The following is a 7271-nucleotide window of genomic DNA, read 5'->3' on the forward strand; positions in this document are numbered from 1 at the left end:
GAGGGGGAGGATGGACCGGCTGGGGCAGGGTTCGCCCGGACGAGTGGCAGGTCGTAAGTCCACCGTTGACGCCCGGGCTCCGCGCCCTGCGGCTCAAGGTCGATTCGGGCCCCACAGCGGCGCGTACTTCGGATGGTTTGCGCTTTGTGAAACTGGTCGCGCGGGGGCGGACCACCACGCGACTCCAGCCGCATCTACCCCAGCCACTTCGGGTCCCTCCCTATGGCGAGCCCTCACCGAACCCCGACTGGGAAGCTCCAAGACAGGGGACTGACGCAGTACCCTGGCGAACCACGACGGTCAGTCCGCCATGTCGTCCGGCGACGCTTCGGGGAACCGGAGTTCCAGCAGCTCATGCGGCGGAACGAAGCCCGCCCGCCAGTACAGCCGTGTACTGCACTCGGACGGCCACGTCACCAGCGTCTCGAACCCTGCGTCGCGGGCATAAGCCCGAAGCGCATCCAAAAGCTGATGCCCCAGCCCGTGACCTCTGTGGGCCGGCGTGACATAGATTTCGGTCACACACCCCCACATGGCCGGTCCTGGATAGGGAACTGGCGCTTTCTCAACCGGGTGCAGGAACACGTGCCCGCACACCCTACCGTCCACCTCTGCGACCCAGGCCAGAATGGACTCATTTTCCAGCCGCTCATGCAACCATGTGCGGCAGGCGTCCAGAAGCGCCGGCTCCGTCAAAGGCACAGGTGCGTCGCCGTGGTCTTCTCGTGTGAAGTCCCACCGCAGCTCTGTCAGCACCGGCGCATCGCAAGTGCCTGCGCGGCGGATTCTCGCGTCGATCATCCGCCAAGCATCTCACCTTCCCCGAGATAATCGACACCAAAGCTTCATGTGGCGTAGGACATCCTATGGAATGCCACTGACTGCTGCTCAAACTGGATCAGCTCGAGGTAACCGAGTGTGGAATTGTCGACGGCGGAGACCCTGAAGAGCAGCCAGCGGAATAACCTTCATTCTCGCCTGATGGAAGCTGGCCTGTCGCTGCAGCTCCCCAGCCCCACAACGTTGGCATGGCGCCCTGATACTGAACCTGAAAGCGTGATGTCGGAGCCGTTTGCCTGACAGTTGCTGTGCGGGTCCGGTAGCCCTGAGCTGTGAGATACGCGCAGGGCGGCGGGTTGACCGACGCCGAGAGGGCCGCGCGGGAGCGGATCCGGCTGCAGGCCGTGGAACGCTTCGAGGGCGGGGAGAAGAACCGGGAGATCGCCACCGCGTTACGGGTGAGCGAGCGGTCGGTGGAGCGATGGCGCCAGCAGTGGCGTGAGCGGGGTGAAGCCGGAGTGCTGTCGAAGGGCTCACCTGGGCGACCGAGGCTTAGCGAGAAGAAAATCGCCCGGCTGGAGCGCGAGTTGGATCGTGGTCCTCTCATCCATGACTGGGAGGACCAGCGCTGGACGCTCGCCCGGGTGAAGAAGCTGATCGGCCGGCTGTTCCACGTCGGCTACACCGTCGAGGGGACCTGGGCACTGCTCAAGCGCCACGACTGGTCCTGGCAGCAGCCGACCCGCCGGGCCATCGAACGGGACGACCAGGCGGTCGAGTTGTGGAAGAAGGAGGTCTGGCCCCGGGTAAAAGCGCCGCGGCGGCTCGGGGAGCCTGGCTGGTCTTCGAGGACGAAGCCGGGCAGACCATGAGACCGCCGCGCGCCAGGACCTGGGGACGCATCGGGTGCACGCCGGTGGTCCGCGTCCGCGGCCGGGGTTCCGGACGGGTCTCGATAGCCGGGATGGCCTGCTACAAGGCAGGCCAGCGATCCCGCATGATCTACGGCTTCCGCGTCCACCGCGGCCGCAAGGGCGAGCCCAAGGCGTTCACCTGGCAGGACTACCGCGACCTGATCCTGCGCGCCCGCGTCCAACTCGGCGGCCCGATCGTGCTCGTCTGGGACAACCTGTCCACGCACTTGATGCCGCCGATGAAGGAGTTCATCGCCGCCAACGAGGACTGGCTGACCGTCTTCCAGTTGCCCTCCTACACACCCGATCTCAACCCGCAGGAGGGCATCTGGGCCCTGGTCAAACGCGGCATCGGCAACCTCGCGGTCGCCAACGTCGACCACCTGGCCAAAGCCGTCCGGACCCGCCTCAAGAAGGTCCAGTACCGCCCACACCTGATCGACGGCTGCCTCACCCAGGTCGGCCTGAACATAAACGACTGACCCCAGCCGACATCGACATCACGAATTCAAGTTCAGTAGCACGCCACCAACTGAGCTGGACAACTGCATCGGTAATCACGTTTCGTGGGTCGACGATATCCGAGCGCCAGAGCGTTTATTGGTCACCCAAGGTACAGCGATCGGGAAATCGTCGGCCGGGAGGGCGCCTGGGAGTGAGCTCTTCTCATCCGTGGCTGGGAGAAGCAGCGCCATCCGGGTGTAGACGGTGACCGGTCGGCTGATCCATCTCGGCTGCACCGCCGACGCTCGTGAATGTGCAGACGTAAGAGGACATTTCATTTAGGTGGCTGAGTAGGCTGCAGGTGACGACCGTGGAGCGCCTTGTCCCGGACGAGTTGCGGGAGCTGTTCCAGTTGGTGATGCCGGAGGCGCCGACTTGGCCGCAGGGCGGTGGTCGGATGCTGTTGGGGCATGGAACGTATGCCGTACTCAACGGACTTGTCCGACGGGCAGTGGGCCTTGATCGAGCCGCTGGTCACCGCCTGGAAGCGGGAGCGGGTGTCGCGCTCGGCGACCGGGCACCCGGGTTCCTGCGACCTGCGCGAGGTCGTGAACGCGCTGCTGTACCAGAACCGGACGGGCTGCCAGTGGCGGCTCCTGCCGCACGACTTCCCGGCCTGGTCGGCGGTGTTCTACTACTTCACCTTGTGGCGCCAGGACGGTCTTGACCAGCGGATCCAGGAGATCCTGCGCTGCCAGGTGCGGGAGCGGGCCAGACGATTAGAGGACCCGTCCCTGGTGATCATCGACACCCAGTCCGTCCGCGTGGCGGCCGGGGTGCCGAAGGAGACGACGGGACTCGACGCGAACAAGAAGACACCCGGCAGGAAGCGGGGCCTGGCCGTCGACGTGCTGGGCCTGATCATCGGCGTGGTGGTCCTCGCCGCGAGCGCGCACGACAACGAGGCCGGCATCGCCCTGCTGGACCAGGCAGCCGAACGATGCGGGATGCGGCTGGAGAAGGTCTTGGTCGACCAGGGCTTCTAGGACGCCGTGATCATCCATGGGGCGGTGAACGACATCACCGTCGAGGTGGTCCGCCGCAACCCCGGCGCCCAGGGCAAGGGTCTCGTCCCACAACCGAAGCGGTGGGTGGTCGAGCAGGTGCGCCGTGAGGCGCTTGTTGATCGTGTGGAGGTGAGAGACCTGCACCAACCCGCTGTCGCAGCAGTGGGGTTGAAGCTGAGGGCAGCCTGACCCGGGAGGTGCCGGGGAGGGCGGGAAGCAGCCCTGACAAAGCCGGGGCGGGGCCAGTACTGCCAGATGGCTGTGTGCCCGGCGAGCGAGACGGAGAGGTGTACGCGAGAAACCGGTGTGTGAAGCCTCGTAACGAATCCCACCAGCTCGAACCTGGCGGATCTGGGCTGGGAGCGGTGCACGCTCGCCTCGTTCTTCGGCGGGCGACTTGTGTGGTGGTCTTGTTCGCTGCCGCGCAAGGCCACGGTGAAAGTCTGCGGCGTAACCGTGGCGATGCCGCCGGGGTATAGCCGGGCGCCTACTCCGACAAGCGATCACAAGTGAACACGGGAACCGTCCCGGTCCCGTCACGGGCCGCGCATCCGGCGCGGAGATCCGGGCTGGGCCCATCGTCGGCCGAACGGGCCGGGGCGGGGCGGAGCCGCCGTAGTAGTCCGAGCGCGGGAAAGCCGCGCACATGGCGAAGGGCGGCAGCGGGTTACGAGTAGAAGGGGACTGCAATGCTCGAAGACGCCGGGGTGGAGACCCCGGCCGTGCAGCACGACGCGCCACCGGTGCCTCCGCTGCGGGTACGGGAGATGCAGACCAAACTGCACCGCTGGGCGGCGGCCGATCCCGGCTGCCGCTTCGATGATCTGTACCACCTGGAATGCGACCGCAGGTTCCTCGCGATGGCGTGGGACCGGGTCGCCGGCAACACCGGTGCCCGAACAGCCGGCGTGGACCGGGCCACGGTCCGCTCCATCGCCGAGCAGGTCGGCGTGGAGGTGTTCCTGAACCAACTGCGCGAGCAGTTACGGCAGCAGACGTTCCGTCCGCTGCCGGTGCGCGAGCGGATGATTCCCAAGCACGGCGGGAAGCTGAGGAGTCTCGGCATCCCGACCGTTGCCGACCGCGTGGTCCAGGCAGCACTGAAACTGGTGCTGGAGCCCATCTTCGAGGCCGACTTCGAGTCCGTCTCGTACGGCCTGGGGCTGCTGCGGGCCGAACACGACGAGACTGCCGCACGAGCCGACGGGCTGCGCGTACAGATCGAGCAACTCACCAGGGCCCTGGCCGAGGTCGAGGCCCGTCTCGCCGAACTCGTCACCGCCAGCAAGGTCATCGACGGGCTCGCCCTTGCCGAATCCACACACGCCATCGAGGGACCAGCCACCGTCTACCAGCGCATCGTGACCGCCTTCAACGATCATCCCGGACGGGTATTCCAGGTCCGTGACCTGCACGAACTCCTCGGGCTGCCCACCGACGAGCCCTCGATCAACGTCACCCGCTCCCGCCTGAGACGACTCGTTCGCCAGGGACTCCTCGACCAACCGGGACGCGGCCGCTACCAGAAACGGACTTAAGTAGGGTCGGGGACTGGCGCGGTGGCTGTCGCTCCGTTTCCAGTCCCCGCCGCTTCAAACCGTGCATGCAGTTCTCCCGCACACAGCTTTCCGACATCGTTCACCGGCTGGCATGCACCGTCGCCCCGCGTACGTTCCGGTCAGGCGGTAGACCCCGAGTCGAGTGATCCACCCATAGGTGTAACGGGTGGTCCAGTTCCGGCCCGCGAGCCGGTGTTTACGGCTGGCGAAGATCGCCAGCCGCTCGTGGACGTAGCCGTCAATCGCGTTGAACTTCCGCCCGGAGTTCCCGTTGCGGAAATACGCAGCCCAACCCCGAAGGACGGGAATGAGGTCGGCCACCACGGCGGACACCGGCCGTTCGGTCCGGGATCTGGAGGTCGCCGCGCGGACCTTGTCCCGCAGCACCCCCAACGCCCGCGCCGAGGGCCAGCGTTGCAGGTAGAACCTGCCCCGCCACTTCCACGACTCCACCTTCCGGTGATGGAATCCGAGGAAATCGAAACCCTGCCCGCCCCTGGTGAGGCAGACGATGCCGGACTTCTCCGGATGCAACCGCATCCCGAGCCCGCCCAGCACCTCCGCCGCCAGCTCACGCGCCTGCTCGGCACGCTGCCTGGTCGGCGACAGGACCACGAAGTCGTCGCAGTAGCGCACCAACGTCCCCAGCCGCCGGCCACGCCTCATCGAGGACATGCAGGGCCACGTTGGCCAGCAGCGGAGAAATCGGTGAGCCCTGCGGGGTTCCCGCCCCGGTCGGAGAGGTCACCCCGCCCTCCAGCACTCCCATCCGCAGCCACGCCCGGATCAGCTTCAGCATCGACCGGTCCACCACCCGCCGGGCCACCTGGACCATCAGCGCGTCGTGGTCGATCGTCCCGAAGCAGTCCCGGATGTCGGCCTCGAACACCCAATCCTGCCGCTGGTTCGCGGCGACGCGAACGGCCTCGCACGCGTCGATCGCGGACCTCTTGGGCCGGAAACCGAAGCTCGCCTCGGTGAACTGGGCCTCTGAGCTGCCCCGGCTTTCGTGGAGTCCGCGTTCGTGTGATCAAGCGACTTGCGGGTGTTGCTCCGGGCTCGTCCAGTACGCCTGCTCGTACTCGTCGGGCGGCATGTAGTCGAGGGCCGAGTGGAGGCGCTCGCTGTTGTACCACGCGATCCACTGGAAGACGGCCTGCTCGACCTCGTCGAAGTCCCGCCACGGCCCCTGATGCTCGATCAGTTCGGCCTTGAACGTGCCGTTCAGGGCCTCGGCCATCGCGTTGTCGTACGAGTCCGCGACCGAGCCGACGGATGACGAGGCGCCGACCTCGACCAATCGCTCCGTGTAGCGAATGGATACGTATTGCGACCCGCGGTCGCTGTGGTGAATGAGGCCGGCATCCTTCTTGATCTTCTGTCGCCACAGTGCCATCTCCAGCGCGTCCAGCGGCAGGTCGGTGCGCATGTGGGTGGCGGCCTGCCAGCCCACGATCCGGCGGGAGTACGCGTCCAGGACGAACGCCACGTAGACCCAGCCCGACCAGGTGCGGATGTAGATCAGGTCGGCCAGCCACAGCTGGTTGGGCCGCTCGGCGGTGAACCGGCGGTTGACCAGGTCCGGCGGACGTGGCGCTGCGGGCTCCGGCGCGGTGGTGCGGCGCCGCTGTCCGCGGCTGACGCCTTCGATGCCGCGCTCGCGCATCAGGCGCTCGACGGTGCACCGCGCGACCTGGTGGCCGGCGCGGGCGAGTGCGCGGGTGACGCGGCAGGCCCCGTAGGTGCGGCCGGAGTCCTCCCACACGGCTGTGACCAGCGGAATCAGTTCCTCGTCGCGGAGCCGGCGGGCCGACTTCGGCCGCTGCTTGCGCGCGAAGTACGTCGAGGGCGACAGCTCCAGTACCCGGCATACGGGATCGACCCCGAAGCCGTCGCGCAGGTGGTCGATCACCTGCTCGGCCTCGTCCGGGGACGGTCGATCTCCTGGGCAAAAAACACGCTGGCGGCCTTGAGGATCTCGTTGGCCCGCCTCAACTCGGCATTCTCCTTGCGGAGTTCTTTCAGCTCTTCCTGCTCTGCGGTCGTGAGCCGATCGTCGCGTTCTCCGGCGTCGGCCTCGGCCTGACGCACCCAGGACCGCAGGGCTTCCTTGTGGATGCCCAGGTCACGGGCCACGTGGGCGACGGGCCGGCCCGTCGAGCGGACCTCGCGCACGGCGCGCTCACGAAGTTCATCGGGATACTTGCGGGGTGCTGGCACTCTCGTGGTTCTCCTTACGCCTGGATCGTAACAAACCCAGACATCAGGGACTCCATGAAAGCCAGAGCAGCTCAATGGGTGGATCACTCGACTCGGGGTCTACCGCCTGACCGGAACGTACGCGGGGCGACGGTGCATGCCAGCCGGTGAACGATGTCGGAAAGCCGTGTGCGGGAGAACTGCATGCACGGTTTGAAGCGGCGGGGACTGGAAACGGAGCGACAGCCACCGCGCCAGTCCCCGACCCTACTCAGTGAAGGTGTGGGGCGCTGGTCGGGCTGTTGCCC

At 66.9% G+C, this 7271-nt stretch carries 6 protein-coding genes and 2 pseudogenes; 4 read left to right on the forward strand and 4 right to left on the reverse strand.

What is annotated here, in order from left to right; translation table 11 throughout:
* Positions 1 to 300 precede the first annotated feature (300 nt).
* Positions 301 to 801, reverse strand: a complete 501-nt coding sequence (locus ACIQOV_RS18650; protein ID WP_401049707.1) for a GNAT family N-acetyltransferase — start codon at positions 799 to 801, stop codon at positions 301 to 303.
* Positions 802 to 1112: 311 nt separating this feature from the next.
* Between ACIQOV_RS18650 and ACIQOV_RS18655 the strand changes: the two genes are divergently transcribed.
* The 4 genes and pseudogenes from ACIQOV_RS18655 to ACIQOV_RS18670 all read left to right on the forward strand — a co-directional run bounded on the left by ACIQOV_RS18655 (position 1113) and on the right by ACIQOV_RS18670 (position 4743).
* Positions 1113 to 1652, forward strand: coding sequence for a winged helix-turn-helix domain-containing protein (locus ACIQOV_RS18655; protein ID WP_331768743.1), 540 nt, complete (start codon positions 1113 to 1115; stop codon positions 1650 to 1652).
* Positions 1649 to 2176: a transposase gene (locus ACIQOV_RS18660; RefSeq protein WP_331768744.1), complete on the forward strand. Its 528-nt coding sequence runs from the start codon at positions 1649 to 1651 to the stop codon at positions 2174 to 2176. Before ACIQOV_RS18655 ends, ACIQOV_RS18660 begins: the two co-directional genes overlap by 4 nt.
* Positions 2177 to 2608: 432 nt before the next feature.
* Positions 2609 to 3367, forward strand: a pseudogene (locus tag ACIQOV_RS18665) (IS5 family transposase); the annotation flags it as partial.
* A gap of 527 nt (positions 3368 to 3894) precedes the next feature.
* The gene (locus ACIQOV_RS18670; RefSeq protein WP_401049710.1) at positions 3895 to 4743 is read left to right on the forward strand and encodes a hypothetical protein; all 849 of its coding nucleotides are present in this window, start codon (positions 3895 to 3897) and stop codon (positions 4741 to 4743) included.
* Between the two features lie 54 nt (positions 4744 to 4797).
* Here the strand turns inward: ACIQOV_RS18670 and ACIQOV_RS18675 are convergent, their stop codons facing one another.
* From ACIQOV_RS18675 to ACIQOV_RS18685, 3 genes and pseudogenes are all read right to left on the reverse strand, one after another.
* Positions 4798 to 5400 carry a group II intron maturase-specific domain-containing protein gene (locus ACIQOV_RS18675; protein ID WP_401049712.1) on the reverse strand — a complete coding sequence of 201 codons (603 nt, stop codon included), beginning with the start codon at positions 5398 to 5400 and terminating at the stop codon, positions 4798 to 4800.
* A pseudogene (locus ACIQOV_RS18680) lies at positions 5336 to 5743 on the reverse strand (reverse transcriptase domain-containing protein); the annotation flags it as partial. The gene ACIQOV_RS18675 and the pseudogene ACIQOV_RS18680, both read right to left, overlap by 65 nt.
* Before the next feature lie 51 nt (positions 5744 to 5794).
* Positions 5795 to 6984 (reverse strand): IS3 family transposase gene (locus ACIQOV_RS18685; protein ID WP_401049714.1). Its coding sequence is split into 2 segments (ribosomal slippage): positions 5795 to 6720 and positions 6720 to 6984, totalling 1191 coding nucleotides; the frame shifts between segments, so codons are not numbered across the junction.
* Positions 6985 to 7271: the final 287 nt, after the last annotated feature.

The organism is Kitasatospora sp. NPDC091257 (assembly GCF_044757675.1).
Lineage (GTDB): Bacteria > Actinomycetota > Actinomycetes > Streptomycetales > Streptomycetaceae > Kitasatospora > Kitasatospora lactacystinica.

Coding starts and splice junctions, on each gene's coding strand:
- ACIQOV_RS18670 (WP_401049710.1), top strand. CDS start 3,895: ATGCTCGAAGACGCCGGGGTGGAGACCCCGGCCGTGCAGCACGACGCG.
- ACIQOV_RS18660 (WP_331768744.1), top strand. CDS start 1,649: ATGAGACCGCCGCGCGCCAGGACCTGGGGACGCATCGGGTGCACGCCG.
- ACIQOV_RS18650 (WP_401049707.1), bottom strand. CDS start 801: ATGATCGACGCGAGAATCCGCCGCGCAGGCACTTGCGATGCGCCGGTG.